Annotated in this window: 23 protein-coding genes and 2 other annotated features (1 of these 25 only partly in view); of the genes, 17 read left to right on the top strand and 6 right to left on the bottom strand. The window is 41.9% G+C overall.

Translation table 11 applies throughout. From position 1 onward, the window contains the following. Positions 1-164 precede the first annotated feature (164 nt). From nrdR to ACIQXN_RS00785, 11 genes are all read left to right on the top strand, one after another. The gene (gene nrdR / locus ACIQXN_RS00835; RefSeq protein WP_402960768.1) at positions 165-626 is read left to right on the top strand and encodes a transcriptional regulator NrdR; all 462 of its coding nucleotides are present in this window, start codon (positions 165-167) and stop codon (positions 624-626) included. Between the two features lie 64 nt (positions 627-690). After that, on the top strand, positions 691-2,100 hold the full coding sequence (locus ACIQXN_RS00830) for a replication initiation and membrane attachment family protein (RefSeq protein ID WP_402960766.1): 1,410 nt from the start codon (positions 691-693) through the stop codon (positions 2,098-2,100). Then, the gene (gene dnaI, locus ACIQXN_RS00825) at positions 2,087-3,025 is read left to right on the top strand and encodes a primosomal protein DnaI (RefSeq protein ID WP_402960764.1); all 939 of its coding nucleotides are present in this window, start codon (positions 2,087-2,089) and stop codon (positions 3,023-3,025) included. The genes ACIQXN_RS00830 and dnaI overlap by 14 nt, the downstream gene beginning before the upstream one ends. 123 nt (positions 3,026-3,148) lie before the next feature. Continuing rightward, entirely contained in the window at positions 3,149-3,985 is an 837-nt protein-coding gene (ytxC, locus tag ACIQXN_RS00820; protein ID WP_402960762.1) for a sporulation protein YtxC, read from the top strand. A 435-nt stretch (positions 3,986-4,420) separates the two neighbouring features. After that, positions 4,421-6,352: a threonine--tRNA ligase gene (thrS, locus tag ACIQXN_RS00815; protein WP_402960760.1), complete on the top strand. Its 1,932-nt coding sequence runs from the start codon at positions 4,421-4,423 to the stop codon at positions 6,350-6,352. 96 nt (positions 6,353-6,448) lie between these two features. Beyond that, complete coding sequence (locus ACIQXN_RS00810; protein ID WP_402960758.1) at positions 6,449-6,619, top strand: hypothetical protein; 171 nt, start codon at positions 6,449-6,451, stop codon at positions 6,617-6,619. A gap of 234 nt (positions 6,620-6,853) precedes the next feature. After that, positions 6,854-6,990, top strand: a sequence feature (ribosomal protein L20 leader region). Between the two features lie 98 nt (positions 6,991-7,088). Then, complete coding sequence (gene infC / locus ACIQXN_RS00805; protein WP_402874439.1) at positions 7,089-7,589, top strand: translation initiation factor IF-3; 501 nt, start codon at positions 7,089-7,091, stop codon at positions 7,587-7,589. A gap of 34 nt (positions 7,590-7,623) precedes the next feature. After that, positions 7,624-7,824, top strand: coding sequence for a 50S ribosomal protein L35 (rpmI, locus tag ACIQXN_RS00800; RefSeq protein WP_034309070.1), 201 nt, complete (start codon positions 7,624-7,626; stop codon positions 7,822-7,824). A gap of 35 nt (positions 7,825-7,859) precedes the next feature. Beyond that, complete coding sequence (gene rplT, locus ACIQXN_RS00795) at positions 7,860-8,219, top strand: 50S ribosomal protein L20 (protein ID WP_402874442.1); 360 nt, start codon at positions 7,860-7,862, stop codon at positions 8,217-8,219. Positions 8,220-8,286: 67 nt separating this feature from the next. Further along, positions 8,287-8,559, top strand: coding sequence for a DUF1294 domain-containing protein (locus tag ACIQXN_RS00790; protein ID WP_402960756.1), 273 nt, complete (start codon positions 8,287-8,289; stop codon positions 8,557-8,559). A gap of 63 nt (positions 8,560-8,622) precedes the next feature. Continuing rightward, entirely contained in the window at positions 8,623-9,195 is a 573-nt protein-coding gene (locus ACIQXN_RS00785) for a TVP38/TMEM64 family protein (RefSeq protein ID WP_402874448.1), read from the top strand. Positions 9,196-9,234: 39 nt separating this feature from the next. On the opposite strand, the gene ACIQXN_RS00780 is transcribed toward ACIQXN_RS00785, so the two are convergent. Beyond that, complete coding sequence (locus ACIQXN_RS00780) at positions 9,235-9,615, bottom strand: sigma-w pathway protein ysdB (RefSeq protein ID WP_402960754.1); 381 nt, start codon at positions 9,613-9,615, stop codon at positions 9,235-9,237. A 108-nt stretch (positions 9,616-9,723) separates the two neighbouring features. Between ACIQXN_RS00780 and ACIQXN_RS00775 the strand changes: the two genes are divergently transcribed. Beyond that, positions 9,724-10,212: a dUTP diphosphatase gene (locus ACIQXN_RS00775; protein WP_402960752.1), complete on the top strand. Its 489-nt coding sequence runs from the start codon at positions 9,724-9,726 to the stop codon at positions 10,210-10,212. Positions 10,213-10,286: 74 nt separating this feature from the next. Next, entirely contained in the window at positions 10,287-11,372 is a 1,086-nt protein-coding gene (locus ACIQXN_RS00770) for a M42 family metallopeptidase (RefSeq protein ID WP_402960750.1), read from the top strand. A gap of 53 nt (positions 11,373-11,425) precedes the next feature. On the opposite strand, the gene ACIQXN_RS00765 is transcribed toward ACIQXN_RS00770, so the two are convergent. The 4 genes from ACIQXN_RS00765 to ACIQXN_RS00750 all read right to left on the bottom strand — a co-directional run bounded on the left by ACIQXN_RS00765 (position 11,426) and on the right by ACIQXN_RS00750 (position 15,192). Then, positions 11,426-12,130, bottom strand: coding sequence for a LutC/YkgG family protein (locus ACIQXN_RS00765; protein ID WP_402961700.1), 705 nt, complete (start codon positions 12,128-12,130; stop codon positions 11,426-11,428). After that, positions 12,124-13,554, bottom strand: a complete 1,431-nt coding sequence (locus tag ACIQXN_RS00760; protein WP_402960748.1) for a LutB/LldF family L-lactate oxidation iron-sulfur protein — start codon at positions 13,552-13,554, stop codon at positions 12,124-12,126. Before ACIQXN_RS00760 ends, ACIQXN_RS00765 begins: the two co-directional genes overlap by 7 nt. A gap of 20 nt (positions 13,555-13,574) precedes the next feature. Then, positions 13,575-14,291, bottom strand: coding sequence for a (Fe-S)-binding protein (locus ACIQXN_RS00755; RefSeq protein ID WP_402960746.1), 717 nt, complete (start codon positions 14,289-14,291; stop codon positions 13,575-13,577). A 172-nt stretch (positions 14,292-14,463) separates the two neighbouring features. After that, positions 14,464-15,192, bottom strand: coding sequence for a FadR/GntR family transcriptional regulator (locus ACIQXN_RS00750; RefSeq protein ID WP_402960744.1), 729 nt, complete (start codon positions 15,190-15,192; stop codon positions 14,464-14,466). A gap of 241 nt (positions 15,193-15,433) precedes the next feature. On the opposite strand from ACIQXN_RS00750, the gene ACIQXN_RS00745 reads away from it, so the two are divergent. The 3 genes from ACIQXN_RS00745 (at position 15,434) to ACIQXN_RS00735 (ending at position 19,609) form a co-directional block, all read left to right on the top strand. Continuing rightward, positions 15,434-17,125: an L-lactate permease gene (locus ACIQXN_RS00745; RefSeq protein ID WP_402960741.1), complete on the top strand. Its 1,692-nt coding sequence runs from the start codon at positions 15,434-15,436 to the stop codon at positions 17,123-17,125. Between the two features lie 349 nt (positions 17,126-17,474). Continuing rightward, positions 17,475-18,632 carry a YsnF/AvaK domain-containing protein gene (locus tag ACIQXN_RS00740; RefSeq protein WP_402960738.1) on the top strand — a complete coding sequence of 386 codons (1,158 nt, stop codon included), beginning with the start codon at positions 17,475-17,477 and terminating at the stop codon, positions 18,630-18,632. 173 nt (positions 18,633-18,805) lie between these two features. Next, on the top strand, positions 18,806-19,609 hold the full coding sequence (locus ACIQXN_RS00735) for a general stress protein (protein ID WP_402960736.1): 804 nt from the start codon (positions 18,806-18,808) through the stop codon (positions 19,607-19,609). A 29-nt stretch (positions 19,610-19,638) separates the two neighbouring features. Here the strand turns inward: ACIQXN_RS00735 and sspI are convergent, their stop codons facing one another. Next, positions 19,639-19,848 (bottom strand): small acid-soluble spore protein SspI, encoded by a 210-nt coding sequence (gene sspI / locus ACIQXN_RS00730; protein WP_402960734.1) that lies wholly within the window; start codon positions 19,846-19,848, stop codon positions 19,639-19,641. Between the two features lie 123 nt (positions 19,849-19,971). On the opposite strand from sspI, the gene ACIQXN_RS00725 reads away from it, so the two are divergent. Beyond that, positions 19,972-20,730, top strand: coding sequence for a TrmH family RNA methyltransferase (locus tag ACIQXN_RS00725; RefSeq protein WP_402960732.1), 759 nt, complete (start codon positions 19,972-19,974; stop codon positions 20,728-20,730). Positions 20,731-20,774: 44 nt separating this feature from the next. Next, positions 20,775-20,908, top strand: a binding site (T-box leader); it runs 107 nt beyond the window's last position.

Below are 20,908 nucleotides of genomic sequence, written 5' to 3'. Positions count from 1 at the left end.
GAAGCTCAACTAGCGGACATTACGGGGGAAGTGAAACATGCTTGCTACTGGAAGTTTTACTTTTTACTTGTACTGGTTGTCCCTTTTATATAAGATTAAGATTAAATAGTATTCCTTAGGTAAGTTTGATTAGGAGTATCACTTAAAATACGGAGCTGGTAATGATGAAATGTCCATCATGTCAATATAATGGAACTAGGGTGCTCGATTCCAGGCCGGTCGACGAAAGTAAATCGATTCGACGTCGACGAGAATGCGAGGCATGCAGTTTTCGATTCACGACATTTGAAAAGGTCGAGGAAACACCGCTGATCGTCGTGAAAAAGGGTGGAACACGGGAAGAGTTCAGCCGTGACAAAATCCTGCGCGGACTCATCAGGGCTTGTGAAAAACGTCCTGTTCCCTTAAAGGAACTAGAGCAAATCACAAGTTATGTTGAAAAGGAACTGCGCAATCAAGGAATTTCGGAAGTGAAAAGTGACAGTGTCGGTGAAATGGTGATGGACCAACTGGCTGAAGTTGATGAAGTTGCCTATGTGAGATTTGCCTCCGTATACCGACAATTTAAAGATATAAATGTTTTTATCGATGAATTGAAAGATTTAATAAATAAAGAAAGAAAGTAGAGCTGAAGATTTACTTTGGCTCTTTTTTAACTATATCTTTTGAAAGGTTTGAAGGAAGATGTCCATGCATTGGCAGGAACTGCTCCCCGCGGATTCATATTTGGTTTCCTCTGCGGGGCTGCTTCATGATTATGATCGGAAAATACTGACACGACTGTACCAGCCTCTTATAGGACCGATCTGTATTAGCCTATACATGACGTTATGGAGTGAGATGGAAGAGAATCGGCTTTGGTCGGAGGCTTCCTCACATTATCAATTAATGAATACGATCGGCCTTAAATTAAGCGATATCTACGAAGCAAGGCTTTTGCTTGAAGGAATCGGATTACTGAATGTGTATAAGAAATCAAAAGGGGATACAAAGGAATTCATTTATGAACTAAATCCACCTTTAACACCCCGGCAGTTTTTCACTGATGGAATGCTGAATATATACTTATATAAAAAGATTGGCAAGGTCCAGTTCAATCGGCTAAAAAGATTCTTTTGTGTGGACACTATCGCAACAGATGAATTTGAACATGCGACCAAATCCTTCGCTGAGGTGTTTTCATCGGACCATCTAGATTCATTGTATGTGACGGATGAAGCGAAAAACGAATGGAATCCATTGCCTGAACAGCGATTCGTCGACCAATTTGACGGAGTTGAGCCATCTGGGTTCGACGGGCTGTTTGACTTTGACCTGATGTTCGCAGGCATGAAGAACTCCATTGTGCCCAAAAAGGCTTTTACGCCCAAAATAAAAAATACGATTGCCAAACTTGCCTTTCTATACGGGATCAACCCACTTGAGATGCAAAAACTAGTGATGGATGCAGTAACGTTGGACGATGAGATTGATGAGGAGTTACTGCGAAAAGCGGCAAGGGACTGGTACCAAATTGAACGCCAGGCCGATATGCCTTCCTTGGTTAATCGTGTACAGCCAATACGGGAACGTACGCAAAAAGAGGAACCTAAAACTCAGGAGCAAGAGTTGATACGGCATTTGGAGACTACTTCACCACGAGATCGACTCATGCAGTTATCCGGAGGAGCGGAGCCGACAGGCGGTGATTTAAAAGTGGTCGAGGGTGTGATGATCAATCAAAAGCTGAATCCTGGAGTGGTGAATGTTTTAATTGAATACGTTATGCTTAAAACAGACATGAAATTCACGAAGGGTTATGTGGAAAAACTGGCTGGTCATTGGGCTCGCTTGAAGGTCTCTACTGTCATAGAAGCGATGGAACTAGCCAAAAATGAACACCGGAAATATCAAGAGTGGGCACAAGGAAGTAAAAATGTTGCAAAAGGTGGCCGGAAAAAATCGATAAGAGAAGAAGTGATTCCGGACTGGCTTGAGCAGAATGAAGATAAACAAGAACAGGAAGCAGAGCAACCTGAACTGAATGAACAAAAACGTGAGCTACAAGAGAAATGGAAGCAGTGGAAAGCTGGAGGTGAAATGAACGATGGAAAAGATTAATAAATCGCTTAGTAAGCTGGCCAATACGGGTGACTTTCAGCAGCGCTATGAACAGTTGAAGCAGGAGATATTCGAAAATGAACAGGTGCGTCTGTTTTTGAATGCCAATAGCTCAACAGTCACAGAAGAAATGATTGATAAGAATTTAGGGAAGCTTTATGAATTTATTTCTCAAAGCAACAAGTGTGATAAATGTCCAAGCTTGGATGGATGCATCAATATGATGCATGGGTATTATCCAAAGCTGGTTGTTCAAGGGAAGGCTCTTAATTTGAATTATGAGATCTGTCCAAGGAAATTGGCGGAGGATGAAAAGCGGAAACGGGAAAAACTCATCCGCAGTCTTTATGTTCCTAAGGACATTTTGAAAGCGACCATTGATGATTTCTCACATACAGACGATGAAAATAAACGACTAGGCGTTTTAGGCAAAGCGATGTCGTTCATCATGGAATATGAGCCTGGTAAACGGCAAAAGGGTTTGTATATTTACGGGAAATTTGGCGTTGGTAAAACGTATTTATTGGGTGCGATTGCCAATGAACTCGCGCAAAGGCAAATATCCTCGATGATCGTCTATGTACCTGATTATCTGCGGGAGCTTAAGGGTTCGATTGGTGATAATACCGTCAATGAAAAGATAGAGATGGTCAAAACGGCGCCCGTGCTCATGCTCGATGATATTGGAGCAGAATCGATGACTAGTTGGGGACGCGATGAAGTCTTAGGTCCGATCCTCCAATTTAGAATGCTAGAAAACTTACCGACGTTCTTTACATCTAACTTCGATTTGAAAGGTCTTGAGAACCACTTGACCTATTCCCAACGTGGGGAGAAGGAAGAAGTGAAAGCAGCGAGGGTATTGGAAAGAATTCAATATTTGGCAGAGCCCGTCAGGCTTGATGGAATGAATCGCAGAAGATAAGGAAAAGTGGTCTCTAAAAAGAGGCCGCTTTTTTTTGCTCATTGCCCGCATCCTACTTCTAAAAAAGCCTTTATTCCCATATACATGAAAAAAGTAAAGCAAGGGGGAAGGGGGGATGTCGTAGTGCAAATATCGTTTCAAAATGATTCGGAAGCTTTAAAACTTTTGAAACTCATTTCTGTCCATCCTTTCGGGGCAGAATTTGAACCATATATTGAATTGTTCCCACAACAAGGTCTCCTTGTTGATATGACCGAGTTAGAAGATGAGAAATGGCTGACGCTGCTTAGTGAAGTATTCCATTCCTTTTTGATTGAAGAAAAAACGCTTCCTGTTCTTAAACAAATCATCATCAGCAAATTTTTCTACAGAGAACAAGAAGAAATCGATGCGATAATCGAAATTGCTTTATCCATCATCGATGGGGATAACTCCAAAGGTAGGGGTGATTTATTTTGTAAGGAAAAGCAATCGATCAAAGATGGTCTTAAGAGTATAGTGGCAGGAAAGGTTTCCTTTTCATTTGATTCTTTTACTACCTTTCGGTTAAGGTCTTTTCGACATGCATTGGAAAAGTATGCGGGTCTTGCTATTGATGAATACAAGCTCGAACAGGATTATCAAAATTTCATTGCGATGCTGCGGGATCGCCTACATGAACAGGAATCGAAATTATCAAGGCTTCACCTTGTCTATCGTGATGGTGTTCAGTTCTATGATCATGAGCTTGGTCGGCTTGATCGCCGAAAACTCACTAGCATGATTGACAGGAAATTGTTAGCCGATAGTTCATTCTTTCTCGACACGGTCATTTTGGCACCGCTTCTGTCAATCGCTCCGACTAGCTTATATATCTATACCGATAACAAGGAAGAGGGTCTGATACAAACGATGACACGAATCTTCGAAGAAAGGGCAACGGTCCTGCCACTTTCGGCATTTCGGCAGGCGACTGAATGATTTTTTGGGAATAATGGGTAAAACTTAAATTTAACCTTGATTTTCAATGCATAACGAATTATAATTTCCTACATACTATTAAAACAAAAGTTATGATGAGGACACGGGTATTCTAGTTGCCAATTTTCAGAGAGGGAAGCCATTAGGCTGTAAGCTTCCTATTAGCATGGAACACTTACCACCTTTAAACTTCGGTTCGGAAAGCATTTTTGCGATTATGAACTGACGGGAAGCTGCCGTTACCAAGTTACAAGTGTCATTTTGCCGTGAAAAGCAGAATGGAACGAGGGTGGAACCGCGGGTTAATGATAATTACTAAGCTCGTCCCTGTTTTATACAGGGGCGGGCTTTTTTGTGTTTTAATCCATTCATTTGCCTGAGTCCCTCTTAATGCTTGATATGGATGGTTTTTAAAAAAGAAGGAGTGAAACTACAATGTCAGAACAACTGAAAATATCTTTTCCTGATGGAGCGGTTAAGGAGTTTGCTAAAGGCACAACAACTGAAGACATCGCTGCATCCATCAGCCCAGGACTAAGAAAGAAATCCATTGCAGGTAAATTCAATGGTGAACTATATGATTTGAAACGTCCAATCGAAGAAGACGGTACGATCGAAATCGTTACTCAAGATGCTGCGGAAGCGCTTGAGGTCCTTCGCCACAGTACCGCACATTTAATGGCACAAGCAATCAAACGCCTTTATAAAAATGCTAAATTCGGTGTCGGTCCAGTCATCGAAGGCGGCTTTTATTACGACATCGACCTGGAGGAATCGTTGACTCCTGATGACCTTTCTGCGATTGAAAAAGAAATGAAGAAAATCGTCAATGAAAACCTGGAGATTTCACGTATCGAAGTAAGCCGTGATGAAGCCATTTCACGTTTCAAAGAGATTGGTGACGAATATAAATTGGAATTGATCGATGCGATTCCAGCTGAGCAACAAGTAACCATTTATGAACAAGGCGAGTTTTTTGACCTTTGCCGAGGCATTCATGTACCATCCACTGGTAAGATTAAGGAATTCAAGCTGTTAAGCATTGCAGGCGCATATTGGAGAGGCGACAGCAAGAACAAAATGCTACAACGTATTTATGGTACGGCTTTCTTCAAAAAAGAAGACCTGGCTGATCATCTACGTTTCTTGGAAGAAGCAAAAGAGCGTGATCACCGTAAAATCGGTAAAGAATTGGACCTGTTCATGACTTCGCAAAAAGTCGGCCAAGGTTTGCCTATGTGGTTGCCAAAGGGTGCAACAATCCGTCGTACGATTGAGCGTTATATTGTGGACAAGGAAGAACGTCTAGGGTATGACCACGTGTATACACCAGTAATGGGTAGCGTAGATCTTTATAAAACATCCGGACACTGGGATCATTATCAAGACGGGATGTTCCCGGCGATGGACATGGATAATGAACAGCTTGTTCTTCGTCCGATGAACTGTCCTCACCATATGATGGTATATAAAAACAGCATTCACAGTTACCGTGAACTTCCAATTAGGATTGCTGAACTTGGCATGATGCACCGTTATGAAATGTCAGGGGCATTGTCTGGTCTGCAACGTGTACGCGGCATGACTTTGAATGATGCACACATATTCGTCCGTCCGGATCAAATCAAAGACGAATTAAAACGTGTCGTGAATCTGATTTTGGAAGTTTATAAAGATTTCGATATCAAGGATTATTCATTCCGTTTATCTTACCGTGATCCAAACAATACTGAAAAATACTTCGATGATGATGCAATGTGGGAAAAAGCGCAAAGCATGTTAAAAGGTGCTATGGACGAGCTTGGCCTTGATTACTTTGAAGCGGAAGACGAAGCGGCATTTTATGGTCCGAAACTGGATGTTCAAGTGCGTACGGCTTTAGGGAAAGATGAAACGTTATCCACTGTTCAGCTTGATTTCTTGCTTCCTGAACGTTTCGACTTAAACTATGTCGGTGAAGATGGCAAACATCATCGTCCGGTCGTTATCCACCGTGGTGTAGTTTCCACAATGGAACGATTTGTCGCTTACTTGATCGAAGAATACAAAGGAGCATTCCCTACTTGGTTGGCTCCGATTCAAGCACAAGTGATTCCTGTCTCACCTGAAGTGCATCTTGAATATGCAAAAGAAATCCAAGATAAATTGAAGGCAGCAGGCATCCGTGTTAATTTGGACACTCGTGATGAGAAAATCGGATACAAAATCCGTGAAGCACAAATGCAGAAAATCCCTTACATGCTTGTCGTTGGAGATAATGAAGTCAACGAAGGCAGTGTGAACGTCCGTAAATACGGCGAACAAAAATCAGAAACGGTTTCTTTCGAAGATTTCGTTTCAGCGATTAAAGCAGAAGTAAGTCGTTAACAAAAAAAGGGAGGCACATATAGTTGTGTCTCCCTTTTAATTAAGGCATGATATATATATATAACGATCTGACACATAAGAATAAGGAGTGGCAACATGAAGAAGAAATTTTCCTTTTTGTTTGGACCGGCCTTTCTGTTAGTCATCATTTTACTGATGTTCGATGATTACCGGCAATATGCGATTTTTCCAGTTCTGTTATTTTGGATAGCGCTATTTTCATGGGATGCAATCGAGAAAAAGAAGAAGGCGAAAGAACGAACCTGACATCCAATCCACGTTAGGGAATGTTCATTCCGAAGAGGCAATCCCAGATATTTTTAATGGTCGTTCTCGTGGGAATAGTATTTATTGAAAATACTTTTAAAAAATGTATTGTCAAATCTCCTAATGTTTGATAAGATTAACTCTGTTGTGAAAAACGAACGAATTAAAACGAATTAAGTATTTGACAAGTCATCAGTGTTTATGATATATTTCTAAAGTGAATTGAATACGGTTTGAGGAAAGAAGAGGCACCCGCTTCTCACCTGGTTGACGCAAGCAATGCAGTTAACAGGTCATGATTTGATTATTTGGATCTTTCTAAATTAGTCTATCAGTGTGGGTGCTGCATGCATCCACACTTTTTTTATTTTATTATATCCTGTAAGCGAGTTGTGAGCGTGACCTAATTGATTCAAACGTTCGTATTCGCCAATATCTTTGGAGGTGGCTAACTATTAGTAAAGACGCGATGGTAAACGAGGGCATCCGAGCCCGTGAAGTTCGTCTTATTGACCAAAACGGAGAACAACTTGGAATTAAAACGAAATTCGAGGCAATGGAAATAGCCGCTCGTGTAAATCTTGATCTAGTTTTAGTTGCTGCAAATGCAAAGCCTCCGGTAGCCCGGATTATGGACTACGGAAAACACCGCTTCGAGCAGCAAAAGAAAGACAAGGAAGCTCGTAAGAATCAAAAGGTCATCAGTCTGAAAGAGGTTCGTTTGAGCCCGACGATTGAAGAACATGATTTCAATACGAAACTTCGCAACGGAATCAAATTCCTTGAAAAAGGCGATAAAGTAAAAGCTTCTATCCGATTCAAAGGTCGTGCTATCACGCATAAGGAAATCGGTCAACGCGTATTGGTTCGTTTTGCGGATGCATGTAAAGAAGTGGCTACAATCGAGCAACATCCAAAAATGGATGGACGCAGCATGTTCATTATTTTAGCACCAAAAGCCGAAAAGTAATTATTAAGTATTTTGTAATGAGGAGGAATACCTTATGCCTAAAATGAAAACTCACCGCGGTTCAGCTAAACGTTTCAAAAAAACTGGATCCGGTAAACTTAAGCGTTCTAACGCTTACACAAGCCATTTATTTGCTAACAAATCTACTAAGCAAAAGCGTAAGCTTCGCAAAGCTAGCCTTGTAAGCAAAGGTGACTTCAAACGTATTCGTCATATGTTAGATAACATTAAATAAGTTCGATTTATCGAGTTAAATAGGAGGGAAATAACATGCCACGTGTAAAAGGCGGTACTGTTACTCGCAAACGTCGTAAAAAGGTTATAAAATTAGCTAAAGGTTACTATGGCTCGAAACATATTCTTTTCAAAGTAGCTAACCAACAAGTAATGAAGTCAGGAAACTATGCTTTCCGTGACCGTCGTCAGAAAAAACGTGATTTCCGCAAACTTTGGATCACTCGTATCAACGCAGCTGCTCGCATCAACGGACTATCTTATAGCCGTTTAATGCATGGCTTAAAGCTAGCTGGTATCGAAGTGAACCGTAAGATGCTTGCTGATCTTGCTGTAGCTGACGAACAAGCTTTTGCTCAATTAGCAACTGCTGCTAAACAACAATTAGACAAATAAGTCTGACTGATATAAGCCGCTCTCTTTTTTAAGAGGGCGGCTTTTTATATGTAAGGAGGGAAAGAAGATGGAAGCGATATGGTTCGTTCTTGCCTATTTCATCATGGTCAACATCATCGGGTTTGTGCTGATGGGCATCGATAAGAAGAAGGCACGTAAGGGGGAATACCGGATCAGCGAAAAGACACTCTGGACCTGGGCCATCCTGGGCGGGGGAACGGGAGCATTCATGGGGATGCGTCATTTCCGCCATAAAACGAAGCACTTCACTTTTAAATGGGGGCTACCTGCTTTAATGGTTATCCAGATTGTGCTATTATTCACCAACATCATTCGTTAGTCATATGTTACTGAAATTGCGTATATGCTTGTAGAAGCAGCAAGAATTAGCTGGAGGGAGAACATGGATGAAAAACTGACACTTTTAATGGGTTACGTTCAATCCGGCAGTGTGTTTGCACCATTAATCTTCATCACTTTCCATTTGTTACGACAGTTTTTATTCATACCTGTGATAGTCGTTTGCATATCAGGGGGCATTTTATTCGGGGCAGCTTTTGGAACCATCTACTCCATCATCGGTCTGACCCTTGCGAATATGATTTTTTATTTCGTCATCGAAAAGTTTCCTAAAATGCAGGAAAAACTGTTTCGCCTTAAAAATAAGCTATTCGGAAATCGGAAACTTAACAGCCGTCAAATTGCGGTATTGCGGCTCATTCCGTTCATCCATTACTATTTATTATCCCTCTGTCTTTTGGAATCCAATAAAGGATTAAAGAACTACTTTTATTTATCCTTCATGACAAATATCCCCGTTGCTTTCGTCTATACGGTTTTCGGCCATTATATTGCGGATTTCAGCCCGACACTCATCATCATCATTTTATTATCGCTTACCTTATTGCTTTATTTATTAAGGGAAAAGCAGACGGTCGTACCATGGAAAGAATTTTTCCAATCGCATGAAAAATAAAAGCCTTGAGTGGAGTCATCACTCAAGGCCATTGCCATTTTAGTCGGTCAAAAACTCCTTCACCGGACTTTTCCAGTCAATCATGGCATCTGGATATTGTTTTTTTATGGCTCTTTCAATCTTTAAGAAATCATCACGCTTTAAGCCTTTCAAAGCGGAAGTTTTCTTCGGCCAGATGAAAATGGAGATCACCTCAAAAGAACGTTCGGTCGTGCCTAAATATTTTTCCCCTTCAAACATCACCCCGTTGTAGGTCAATAAAAAATTCTTGCGGATATTTGATGTATCATCGAGCAGAAAGTACTTTTTCTGTTCGTGTGCCAGTTCTAATTTTCGTTTCGGATTTAGTAAATATTTGATCGTCGTGTATATGAAAAAGATGATAAGAGTCAAAAGAAAGAGCCGTAGTATTAATACCATGGTGTTTCCTCCTCAAACAGAGTGATTTCTTTCTTTTACGTATGGGTTTTTAATAAGTTTCATTTATTTGATATAATTTAGGAATGAATGAAGAAAGTAGTGATGAAAATGAACATAAAAAAATTGATGGATATGCAGGCCGGTTTGGATGAACATATCGAAAAGAAACATGATTTACATAGTGAAGATCTGGTAGAGAGGAAGATCCTTGCTCTTCTTGTAGAACTTGGCGAACTGGCGAATGAAACAAGATGTTTTAAATTTTGGAGTCTTAAAGGCCCTTCGGATAAGGATACGATTTTAGCCGAATATGTGGACGGCATACATTTTATTCTGTCTCTTGGCATTGAAAAAGGGTTTATGCCCAAAGTGGAATCAGCTCCCCATCCGATAGGGGAGGATGTAACTGCGCAATTTATAAAGATCTATGGATCCATCAATGAGTTTCGTTTACATTTAACGGAGCCGGCATTTCAAGCGGTATTTACCGAATACCTGCGCTTAGGGGAAATGCTTGGATTTTCTGCGAAGGATGTTGAAGCAGCGTATGTCAAAAAGAATGAAGTGAATTACGAACGACAGAAAAATGACTATTGATTGTTAATTTAAACCATATTTTATATAATGAAGATTAGAGTGCAATTAGAGTGCAAGAAGGAGGAGGAATGGGAATGGTTCAATTAGATGAAACGCTTAAGATGCTGAAAGACTTAACGGATGCCAAAGGGATTGCCGGGAATGAAAGTGAAGTAAGAAAGGTCATGACTGAATACATAGCTCCATATGCGGATGAAATTTCCATGGATGGATTGGGTAGTTTGATTGCTAAGAAAACCGGTGAGGAAAATGGGCCGAAGATTGTCGTGACGGGCCATTTGGATGAGGTCGGTTTCATGATTACACGAATTGACGATAAAGGATTTTTATATTTCCAGCCGGTAGGCGGATGGTGGTCACAGGTCATGCTTGCACAGCGCGTGACGATCGTGACGGGCAAAGGTGATGTGACAGGAGTCATCGGGTCAAAACCGCCGCATATCTTAACGGCTGAAGCGAGGAAGAAGCCGGTTGAGATAAAGGATATGTTCATTGATATCGGAGCGACCAGTAAGGAAGAAGCACAGGGGTGGGGTATTAAGCCAGGAGACATGGTGGTGCCGTATTTCGAGTTCACCGTCATGAATAATGATAAGATGCTCCTTGCGAAGGCTTGGGACAACCGAATTGGTTGCGCCATCGCGATTGATGTTTTGAAGCAATTGAAAGATAGCGAACACCCGAACGTAGTGTATGGAATCGGAGCGGTCCAAGAAGAAGTCGGCCTTCGGGGCTCTAAGACATCGACATTCAAGATACAGCCGGATATCGGCTTTGCCGTTGATGTAGGCATTGCAGGGGATACGCCTGGCGTGAGCGATAAAGAAGCGATGAGTAAAATGGGGAATGGCCCGCAAATCGTCATTTATGATGCGTCGATGGTGGCTCATAAGGGATTACGTGATTTCGTTACCAACACGGCTGACGAAATGAATATTCCTTATCAATATGAATCGATTCCAGGCGGTGGGACGGATGCCGGCTCCATTCACTTAACAGCAAATGGTGTACCAGCATTAGCCATTACGATTGCGACGCGCTATATTCATTCCCATGCTGCTATGTTACACCGTGATGATTATGAGAATGCCGTCAAGCTCATAGTTGAAGTCATCAAGCGTCTCGACCGAGAAGCGGTGGACCGGATCATCTACGAATAGTCAAAATAAATGGAGAGCTTCCAGATGAAGGAGCTCTCCATTTATTTTGATTCTTATTTATCGTTCACGATAATATAGACGGCTTTAATCGGGCCATGCACACCTACGACCAGATCCATTTCGATATCAGCGGAGTTGCTTGGCCCTGTAATGAAATTAATGCAAGAAGGAACGAGTTCTCCTTGCTCAACTTTGGACCTCAGGGCCTTAGCTGCTTGGGTCATCCGCGGAACGATGCTGCTCTTTGGAATGATGGAAACATGGCAGGCAGGCAAGAAGCTAATGGACCGGCCATGATCCTTGTCGCTATATAGAACGACCGTGGCAGATTCGGCAAGCGTGATTTCACTGAAAGTGATGCCGATGTTGGCCCGTTCAGCCCGTTCAATATTTTCTCTTCCAATTTGATGATCCCAGATAAGGACGCCGTTATCGTTCAACACATCCATTAGTTGATAGTCTATGAATCTTTGATCTTTCGGTATGATGACAGGTCCATGTCCAAGTTCTTCAATGACCTGTTGCAAAACATGTGCAACCTGACTTGAATCGGTAAGGTGAACCTTCGTATGAACCCGTGTGCTCTGTTCGCGTAATTCCTCGACAAGCTCATCTTGTGTCGCATTTTTTAGGACTTCCATCTGTGGAGCATGTTTCCAGACGGGACGGGATATGCCTTCCGTAATGGGGTCCCTACCTAAATTCTTGGCTATCTTCGCTAAAAAAGTATCCTCGTTTTGGATGGTTCCTGTCATGATGATTGCCCTCCTTTGTCGCGGTTCTTGAACCAGTCTCGGAAACTTTCTTTATTTGGAGCAGGAAATTCGCGGCTTTCCGTCCAGGATTTAAGCGGCCCTGGTCCTTTTGATATAATATCCCCCGTTTTGAAAGGGGACATGGCGGAAGGAGCCATTTTTGATCCGAATTTATAAAGCATTGGAGAAGCAGCGCCAATTCCGAATGCCTTCATGGCCATTTTTTCAGAAAAAGGAGCCATTTTTTCTTTTTCAACAATGACTTCACGATGTTTCCTTAACAGATCATGAAGCGGGATTTTTACAGGGCAGGCATCAGTGCAGGCTGCACAAAGCGTTGAGGCATAAGGCAGTTCCTTATAATCTTCATACCCGCCAAGAAGAGGGGAAAGTACCGCCCCGATTGGACCGGGATAGATCGAACCATAGGAATGACCGCCAACCTGGCGATAGACTGGACAGACATTGATACATGCTGCACAGCGGATGCATTGAAGTACCGATTGGAATTCAGTCCCTAAAATCTTCGAACGTCCATTATCGACGATGACAAGGTGAAATTCCTCTGGCCCGTCAATATCCCCTTCATCCCTTGGACCGGTTAATGCGGTAATATAACTGGTCAACCTTTGACCGACTGCGCTCCTGGTCAACAAACTGACTAGGATTTCAAACTCATCGAACGTCGGTACGAGCCTTTCCATTCCCATTACGGTAATTTGAGTTTTGGGAAGGGCCGTCACTAAATCTGCATTACCTTCGTTTGTCACCAAACCGATGGAGCCCGTTTCCGCGATCGCAAAGTTACAGCCGGTGATTCCGATATCGGCACTCAGGAACTCTTTCCGCAAAATTCCACGTACATGGTCCGTTAGCTCTTCCGGCTTTTCGGTTTTCATATAGGCAAGCTTTTCTTTAAAGACATCTCTAATTTGTTCTTTATTCTTATGAAGCGCGGGTGCCACGATATGGGAAGGAGGATCGTTATCATCAAGCTGCAGGATATATTCACCGAGGTCCGTTTCGATGACATCGACTCCAGCTGATTCAAGAGTGGCGTTCAAATTGATTTCTTCCGTGACCATGGACTTGGACTTCACGACTTTCTTGGCATTCTTTTTTTCGATGACGTCCTTAACATATCCGCTGGCTTCTTCGGCCGTTTCCGCAAAAAAGACATGACCGCCCCTTTTGGATACATTTTCGGCAAGTTGATGCAAATAGAAATCAAGGTTACTGAGGACATGCTGGCGAATTTCTTCACCGAGTGAGCGCCATTCCTCCCAGTTCCCTAATTCATCTACGGCCGTTAGCCGGCGTCCATGTAATCGTTCTTGGGCACTCGATACTGCCAACCGCATAAAGTCGTTCTGTATTCCTTCATCCACCCGGTCTTTAAACTTTGCGGAACTGGTTTTCATAGACATCGTTTTGCCTCCTCGGTTTTTTAAATACTATTTAATACTTCAGCAATATGTAAAACCTTGATGGGCTGACCCTTACGCTGGATACGGCCACCGATATTCATTAAGCATCCTGCGTCCCCACCGATAAGAAAATCCGCACCGGTATCTTCCACGTTACAGGCTTTTTCCTCAACCATCTGTCCAGAAATATCACCCATCTTGACAGAAAACGTTCCACCGAATCCGCAGCAGTTCTGGGCATCCGGAAGCGGGGTCATTTCAAGTCCCTTAACATGGCTCAATAGAAGGGCAGGAGCCTCTTTCACCTTGAGCAGCCGAGTCATATGGCAGGACGTGTGATAGGTCGCTTTGCCTTCAAGTTTGGCACCCACATCCGTCACCTTTAAAACGTCTACGATGAATTGAGTCAATTCATACGTTTTTTCCGCTAATGCAACAGCTTTCTTTTCCCAGATCGGATCACCCTTAAAAAGGACGGGATATTCTTTAAACATGGCGGCACAAGAGCCGGAAGGGGTGACGATATATTGAGCATCCTCGAATGTTTGGATCATTTTTTTCATCGCTTCTTTAGAAGCTTTCGTATAGCCACTGTTATAGGCCGGTTGCCCACAGCAAATCTGTGATTCTGGAAAGTCAATCTCGCAACCTAGCCTTTCAAGCAGTTCCACCGTTGCCTTTCCAACGTTAGATTGAAATAAATCCACTAAACATGTGGCAAATAGAGTCACTTTCAAAATATTATCCTCCTTTTTCGAACAGGTTAACGGGTCATCTGATGATTAAAGCAGAAAAAGAAAATGGTTTGTAGAACCTACCATTTTCTCTAAAATTTTGGAATCGTTTTCAGAATAATATATCAAATCATTTATATCTTGTATAGGTTATTCTCCAAAAAATGTCGGAATCTTACATTCCTTCCGTGGTATGAAGAATGAACGTAACGAAGGACTCATCAACATTCTGTAAATGTAAAAGCATGGCATGGCGGGCACAAGCTTCATCCCTATTGAAGATGGCCTCGTAGATTCGTGTATGTTGCTGATGAAGCTGTTTAAGTGACATTTCTTCCGAATAGAGTGCTAGTCGACGGAAGTCACGCATCTTTTCCGTCATCATGTCAGACACCTGACTCATTAAGGTAATGAGCAATTCGTTTTTAGAAGCATTCGCTATGGCTACGTGAAAGGCTATATCCGCTTTATCACTCATTTCTTCATTGTCGGCTACTTTTAGCATATCCGAAAGCTTCGCCTCAATTTCAACCAAATCTTCTTTTGACCGTCTTTTTGCGGCTAATTCAGCGGTACCAGACTCCAGGATTTTTCGGACTTCGAGCAAATGCTTAATGTTCTCCTTATCCATTAATAGAGCCGTGGTTAAGGGGTAGTTCATGATGCTCGGATCGAATGTTTTCACGAATGTTCCCTCGCCCTGTTTGATTTCAATGAGTCCCATTGAGCTGAGGGCGCTTAATGCTTCACGAACAGCCGGGCGCCCGACCTGGAAATTCTCCGCAAGCTGCTGAATGGAATCCAATTGATCACCCGGTTTTAATGTGCCGGAACGAATCATTTCATAAAGTTCATCACTGACTTCTTCATAAATTTTCTTTGGTTTGATTCTTTTGTAGGCCAAGTAACAAACACCTCAATTTTCTCTAGTTATCTATAATTATATAACACATTTTGACATTATTATCTCCAGATAAGGAAAACGGTGGAAAATAAAAAAGCCTTGATTTTCCATTTCTAATCATTTACCTTATATTAATAAACATCAAGTCATCTGATGACTACAAAAACGAAGTTATGAAAGGGTTTTCAATGAATTGAAATATCTGAAAGTTAAAAAAATATGGTGAATGGAGTCGAAACAAATGGCATGGACGCAAAATTTTACACCGATTATTGACAACCTGGTATTATCATCTCTTGTAGCTCTTATTCCAATTCTTTACTTTTTCTGGGCCCTGACCATCAAGCGGATGAAAGGGTACATGGCTGGTTTGACAACATTGCTTGTGGCCTTTGCAGTTGCCATTCTCGCTTATGGCATGCCTGTAGGGAAGGTCGTGATGTCTGCTTCACAGGGGGCCGTCTATGGACTGTTGCCTATAGGATGGATTATTATTACATCCGTTTTCTTGTACAAGATGACCGTGAAAAGTGGACAATTTAATATTATCCGTTCTTCGGTTCTTTCTCTTACAGAAGATCGTAGGCTTCAGGCTTTATTGGTTGCCTTTTCATTCGGCGCCTTTTTAGAAGGGGCTGCCGGTTTTGGAGCGCCCGTTGCCATTTCCGCGGCTCTTTTAGTGGGGTTAGGATTTAATCCACTATATGCAGCGGGGATCTGTTTAATCGCCAACACGGCACCAGTCGCCTTCGGTGCTGTAGGAATCCCGATTATCGCGATGGAAGGACCTACGGGAATTGCGGCCATGGAAATCTCAAAAATGGTCGGTCGCCAGCTACCGTTCCTTTCTGCTTTCATACCGCTGTACCTTATCTTGATTATGTCAGGATGGAAAAGAACGCTAGAAGTGCTACCCGCTATCGTGGTTTCCGGACTATCTTTTGCAATTACGCAATTCGTAAGTTCTAATTATCTTGGACCGGAACTTCCAGATATTCTTTCAGCTTTAGTATCTTTGTTTGCTTTGGCTATCTTTTTGAAATTCTGGAAGCCCAAAACGATTTTTAGATTTAAGTCCGAAGAAACAGCAGCAGCTGTTGAAGAATCTGTTTCTTCTAGGGAGACAGAAAAAAAGTATACGAAATGGCAGGTATTCCATGCATGGTCTCCATTCCTGTTGTTAACGCTTTTCATTTCCATTTGGGGAATGAATCCAATAAAGCCGGCGTTATCCGGTCATTATGAAGGAACTAATGCATTTTTGAAGGGAATCAATGAGATTGGTAAAATAGTAACTTTCCAAATTGAAGTGCCCGGTCTGCATAATGAGATTATAGGAAGCGGGGGCCTACCCATTGCCGCTTTTTATAAAATTGAACTGCTAGGAGCAGCAGGAACGGCTATTTTATTGGCTGCAATTGTGACAAAATTCATCGTACACATGTCTTCAAAAGATTTCTTGGATACCTTTGTCGAAGCGATGAAAGAATTAGCAAAGCCGATCTTGATGATTTCTTCCGTTGTGGCCTTCGCTTACGTGACGAATTCTTCGGGGATGTCGACGACTTTGGGAATGACACTAGCAAAAACAGGAGACCTCTTCCCGTTTTTCGCGCCAGTTCTGGGCTGGTTAGGTGTATTCATAACAGGATCGGATACCTCTGCAAATCTATTATTTGGTGGTCTGCAAAAAGTTACCGCTTTAAAGATTGGTATGGAGCCCGTTCTGGCGCTTGCGGCGAATTCTTCCGGTGGTGTAACCGGCAAGATGATTTCCCCTCAGTCAATTGCCATCGCCTGTGCAGCTGTCGGCTTAGCTGGCAGGGAATCAGAGTTACTGAGATTTACGGTCAAGCATAGCTTGTTCCTATTACTTCTCGTTTGTATCATAACCTTCTTGCAAAATGGCATCCTTGCCTGGATGATACCCTAATAAAGAAACAACCCCTCCGATTCGGTGTTCATCGCCCAGTCGGAGGGGTTTTTATGTTTTTACATCTAGTTTTTGAAGTGAGGCGCATATATTAATAGAAGAAAGTGAATGAAGGGAGTCCTCGGCCATCTAGTAGAATTGAATGACGAGTTTAAACATTACATTTATATAAATCGGGAACGCCCTGTTGCTACGGGATTTATGAAGGGAGGCATTCGTTTTTGAGAACGAAACGTAATGTTATAACATAAATGTAATAGGCCTTCTTCGTTTAGTTAGCGTCCAAGCGGGTACATTCTAAATATAGCAACTACCAAACAAAATAATAAAGCACAAGGAGGAATTTAATATGAATAAAACAGTTTATGGAGTATACGAATCTAATGCAGACGTGATTTCTGCAATCAATGCACTGAAAGCGAAAGGCTTTGAAGGAGAAGATATAACGGTTGTAGCAGACAAGGAAGAAACATTGGACTTTACAAATGGACAAAGAGAAACGGATGTTCATACAATTACGAATGTAACAACTGAAGATACTTTCATGGACAAGGTGGCACGCTTCTTCATGCCGGATGAGAATGCGAATCTTTCAACAAGACTAGCGGACGCAGGACTTTCCAATAGCGAAGCGGCTGAATATGTGTATGATGTAGAACGTGGAAAGATGTTGGTTTTAGTTAAAGAAGGTAAAGGTCATCTTACTTCACCAAGAGATTCATTCAAAGCGGGAACGGAAGGCTCTCTTACAACAGGAGAAACGTTGGAAACTAACTCGAAAAATCCTCTTTTCAACGGAACAGAGAAAAGCGCTCGATTGAATGATAATGACACTACAGTCTTAAATGGACGAGGTCGTGGAACGACGGAAGATGAAAAAACGATCCGACTACGTGAAGAACAGCTGAAAATTGATAAAGAAAGAGTCCAGGCTGGAGAAGTGGTCATTGGTAAAGAAGTGAAGGAAGAGCATAAAACCATTAACGTGCCTGTTGAACGTGAAGAAGTAACGATTGAACGTCACCCTGTTACTGGAAAAGAAAGTGGACTAGAAGCAGGAACTATTAAGGATGGGGAAACTGTACGTATTCCCGTAGTTGAGGAAAAATTGGAAGTCACAAAGAAACCAGTCGTCACGGATGAAATTGTCATCAAGAAACATGTGGTAGAAGAAACAGAACAAGTGCAAGATACGCTCAAAAAAGAAGATATCGAGCTTGATAGTAGTGACCCTTCCATTGTGCATGAAAAAAATGATAGCCTAAATGTACGTGATAAAAATGATGTGGTAACAACATTTGATGAAAATGACCGTGAAACTTTACGTGATAGAAATGATAGTACTCCTGCACGTAAAAAAAGTGAAGGTGAAACGAATAAAGATTACGCCTTCAATAAAACGTATACAGTGATGGATAAGGATTATCCTAATACTGACGCCGGTGAAAAGCCATTTGTAGAAAAGAAAAGTACGGATACCCTTGATGAACAATCAAAAATTCGATAAGAGTAACCATTAGAACAAGAGAATGGGCCTGCAGTTTTTTGTTGCTGCAGGTCCTTTTTTTGTTTTGTTGAATGGTTTTTTTTTCCTGCTTTCAAAAAGTCCGTATTGTTTAATTTTAGGTGGTTAGGGTATAACAAAATTAAATAGTACTGTTATAAAGGGAGGAATAATTCATGGGAAAAACATTGCATGGTGTATATGATTCTAGTTCGGAAGTAAACAAAGAAATCCAGTCGCTTCATTTAAAAGGCTGGGACAGTGAGAAAATCACCGTAATAGCGAATAAAAAAGAAGATGTGGCTTTTGTGAACAATAGCCAGAATGAGGCCGTCGATATTATCACGAACCAGGACGATGATTCATTCGTAGAAAAAGTGAAGCATTTCTTCTTGAATGAAGGTTCAAGCGATATCCGGAATCGTTTAGGGAATCTCGGGCTTGCCGATAGTGAAGCCACTGCTTATATCAATGAAGTCGAAGCTGGAAAGTTCCTGATTCTTCTTGATGACGAGACTCCTGTAGAAACTGAAGAACATGTTATTGGCCAAGAGAACAACCCACTTAAAACCGGTATCGTGAATAATCCGGACCCGAATCTTTTTCCGGAAACGACGGCAAATGCTTATCAAGCAAGTGAGGTAGATACACAGCCGGGTAAGAACGAAGAGCTTCATGGGAATTCTGCCAATATATTTGATGACCCCGAGGTAGGAACGAAACGGGACCAAGATAAAGAAATCAAATCCAATTCCTCGGAGCAGTATAAAAAACCGACCCCTAAGGATTATGAGGGGACGATAGCAAGTGATCCTCACGTCGATCCATTCTCCGCTGATACCAAAAAGGCCTTGAATGCAGGCGATTCACTAAATCGGACTACCTTGCCTCCTGAGGGAAATGTGCCGCAAGATAGCGATGATAATCCTGATTTAACCGATAAATATATCAAAAACCGCATTAACACGGATCATTTATAAGCCAAAAAAATAACAGCCGATGATGGCTGTTATTTTTTTAAACCAGATTCGAGTGCCGTAATCATTTCCTGCTTTTCCTCTTCTGTTGAGTTTTCCCAGATGACCTCGAATAATACACCTAGGCCAGGCAGCATTTTCTCCTCGCCATTTTGAATTGCATCGACTATCGTGTCCTCTAGTTGTTCTTGCGTATTTCCGGATACGTTCTGAATAATGGCATTGCGTAAATTTAAATTCACAAAATTTCCTCCTCTAACACATAATGACTCACACGAATAGCATTTCACAAACAGGCATTCAATATGTATACTAATTACGTTATAATAGGATAATTAGCGTGAAATATTAAAGGAGCGTTTACCTTGAAATATATTGAGTCTGTAAAAAACCCTCAAGTGAAGCAGTGGAAAAAATTATTGACAAAAAAAGAACGAGATAAAACCGGTAAATATTTAGTGGAAGGCTTTCATCTTGTGGAAGAAGCATTGAAGGCGGAAATCGTCATGGAAGTCATCGTGAATGAAGAAACGGAGATGCCGGCCCATTTTTCGCTCGAAGGCACGGATGTCATCTATGTGAAAACAGACATCATGAAGACGATTTGTGATACAGAGAGCCCACAAGGGATTGCAGCTGTCTGTGAACAGAAAACCATGAGCATGTCTTCTATCAATCCGGACAAACTACTGTTGATCGATGCGGTGCAAGATCCTGGAAATATCGGCACGATGATCCGTACTGCGGATGCAGCCGGAATCGATGCTGTCATTCTAGGAGAAGGGTGTGCCGATCTGTACAATCCGAAAGTGGTCCGTTCCACGCAGGGAAGCCTGTTTCATATGCCAGTGGTTAAAGGGAATCTTTCTGATATCATTGATGAACTGAAGCAAAAGGGCACACCGATTTATGGTACGGCACTAGAAGGTGGTTCGCCATTTGAAGAGGTGGAAAAGTCCTCTCAATTTGCGCTGCTCGTCGGGAACGAAGGGCAGGGGGTTTCCAAGGAATTATTGGCGAAGACGACGAAAAACCTTTATATTCCGATATACGGGAAAAGTGAATCACTGAATGTCGGGATCGCTGCCGGTATTTTAATGTATTATTTAAGAAAATCGATTTGAAACGGCCGGTAATTTATAATATAATGAAACAGAATTTTATAATGAAAACAACAATGACAAAGAGTAGTAACTTAAGACATCCATAACCAGGGAAAAAATGCCGTGACTGAGAGCATTTTTATGGCAATGCTTAAGGGAATTCACCTTTCGAGTTGGCATTGGGAAGACAGATTGTCTG

Origin of the sequence: Peribacillus sp. NPDC097295, assembly GCF_044761665.1 — a bacterium.
Taxonomy (GTDB): Bacteria; Bacillota; Bacilli; order Bacillales; family DSM-1321; genus Peribacillus.
Note: the sequence above shows the minus strand (reverse complement) of the source record. Positions and strands in the feature narration are given on the sequence as shown.

Excerpts from the sequence above, each read along its gene's own strand:
- ACIQXN_RS00745 (WP_402960741.1), top strand. The coding sequence starts at position 15,434 with ATGGCATGGACGCAAAATTTTACACCGATTATTGACAACCTGGTATTA.
- ACIQXN_RS00810 (WP_402960758.1), top strand. The coding sequence starts at position 6,449 with ATGAAGAAGAAATTTTCCTTTTTGTTTGGACCGGCCTTTCTGTTAGTC.
- dnaI (WP_402960764.1), top strand. The coding sequence starts at position 2,087 with ATGGAAAAGATTAATAAATCGCTTAGTAAGCTGGCCAATACGGGTGAC.
- rpmI (WP_034309070.1), top strand. The coding sequence starts at position 7,624 with ATGCCTAAAATGAAAACTCACCGCGGTTCAGCTAAACGTTTCAAAAAA.
- ACIQXN_RS00735 (WP_402960736.1), top strand. The coding sequence starts at position 18,806 with ATGGGAAAAACATTGCATGGTGTATATGATTCTAGTTCGGAAGTAAAC.
- ACIQXN_RS00740 (WP_402960738.1), top strand. The coding sequence starts at position 17,475 with ATGAATAAAACAGTTTATGGAGTATACGAATCTAATGCAGACGTGATT.
- rplT (WP_402874442.1), top strand. The coding sequence starts at position 7,860 with ATGCCACGTGTAAAAGGCGGTACTGTTACTCGCAAACGTCGTAAAAAG.
- nrdR (WP_402960768.1), top strand. The coding sequence starts at position 165 with ATGAAATGTCCATCATGTCAATATAATGGAACTAGGGTGCTCGATTCC.
- ACIQXN_RS00775 (WP_402960752.1), top strand. The coding sequence starts at position 9,724 with ATGAACATAAAAAAATTGATGGATATGCAGGCCGGTTTGGATGAACAT.
- ACIQXN_RS00790 (WP_402960756.1), top strand. The coding sequence starts at position 8,287 with ATGGAAGCGATATGGTTCGTTCTTGCCTATTTCATCATGGTCAACATC.
- ACIQXN_RS00780 (WP_402960754.1), bottom strand. The coding sequence starts at position 9,615 with ATGGTATTAATACTACGGCTCTTTCTTTTGACTCTTATCATCTTTTTC.
- ACIQXN_RS00785 (WP_402874448.1), top strand. The coding sequence starts at position 8,623 with ATGGATGAAAAACTGACACTTTTAATGGGTTACGTTCAATCCGGCAGT.
- thrS (WP_402960760.1), top strand. The coding sequence starts at position 4,421 with ATGTCAGAACAACTGAAAATATCTTTTCCTGATGGAGCGGTTAAGGAG.
- infC (WP_402874439.1), top strand. The coding sequence starts at position 7,089 with ATGGTAAACGAGGGCATCCGAGCCCGTGAAGTTCGTCTTATTGACCAA.
- ACIQXN_RS00770 (WP_402960750.1), top strand. The coding sequence starts at position 10,287 with ATGGTTCAATTAGATGAAACGCTTAAGATGCTGAAAGACTTAACGGAT.
- ACIQXN_RS00760 (WP_402960748.1), bottom strand. The coding sequence starts at position 13,554 with ATGTCTATGAAAACCAGTTCCGCAAAGTTTAAAGACCGGGTGGATGAA.
- ACIQXN_RS00830 (WP_402960766.1), top strand. The coding sequence starts at position 691 with ATGCATTGGCAGGAACTGCTCCCCGCGGATTCATATTTGGTTTCCTCT.